Source organism: Faecalibacterium sp. BCRC 81149 (assembly GCF_022750605.1).
Lineage (GTDB): Bacteria > Bacillota > Clostridia > Oscillospirales > Ruminococcaceae > Faecalibacterium > Faecalibacterium duncaniae.
Window position 1 is genome coordinate 1 of record NZ_QXJA01000044.1, and the last position, 675, is coordinate 675.

At 48.0% G+C, this 675-nt stretch carries 2 tRNA genes and 2 rRNA genes; all 4 read left to right on the forward strand.

Going from position 1 to position 675, the window contains the following annotated elements:
- Window positions 1-106 (forward strand): 16S ribosomal RNA (locus tag D3F01_RS15855); the annotation flags it as partial.
- Window positions 107-233: 127 nt separating this feature from the next.
- A tRNA-Ala gene (locus D3F01_RS15860) sits at window positions 234-309 on the forward strand.
- Between the two features lie 3 nt (window positions 310-312).
- Window positions 313-389 (forward strand) — tRNA-Ile (locus tag D3F01_RS15865).
- 206 nt (window positions 390-595) lie between these two features.
- A 23S ribosomal RNA gene (locus D3F01_RS15870) occupies window positions 596-675 on the forward strand; the annotation flags it as partial.

Here is a 675-nt window from a genome sequence, read left to right on the forward strand (position 1 = left end):
CGGTAGTCTAACCGCAAGGAGGACGCCGCCGAAGGTAAAACTGGTGATTGGGGTGAAGTCGTAACAAGGTAGCCGTAGGAGAACCTGCGGCTGGATCACCTCCTTTCTAAGGAGTCAGGCAGATGGAAGAACATCGAAGATGGTCGGCCATCTGGAACAGGTGACAGATACAAGCAGAGTAGATATTGTTCGATTTTGAGGGCCCTGAAAAGGGGTTACTCAAAACCTTATGTGGGGGTTTAGCTCAGCTGGGAGAGCACCTGCTTTGCAAGCAGGGGGTCAAGGGTTCGATTCCCTTAATCTCCACCACATGGGCCAATAGCTCAGCTGGCTAGAGCACACGACTGATAATCGTGAGGTCGATGGTTCGAGTCCATTTTGGCCCACCATGTGATGAAAATCAGAGCTTCGGGAGACCGGGCTTTGAGGGACATCACCAAGACGTACCTTGAAAACTGAATAATAACTGCGAAACAAAGATTATAGTAAGTTCTTTTAAGAAATATTGCAATTTCAAAAGGAAGGGTAACAATAATCTTCGTTGGCAAAAGAGAGAATCAAGAGGATACCAAATGTTCTGAAAGAACGTTTGAAAGGTCAAGCGAACAAGGGCGCAGGGCGAATGCCTTGGCACTGGGAGCCGATGAAAGACGTGATAAGCTGCGATAAGCTTCG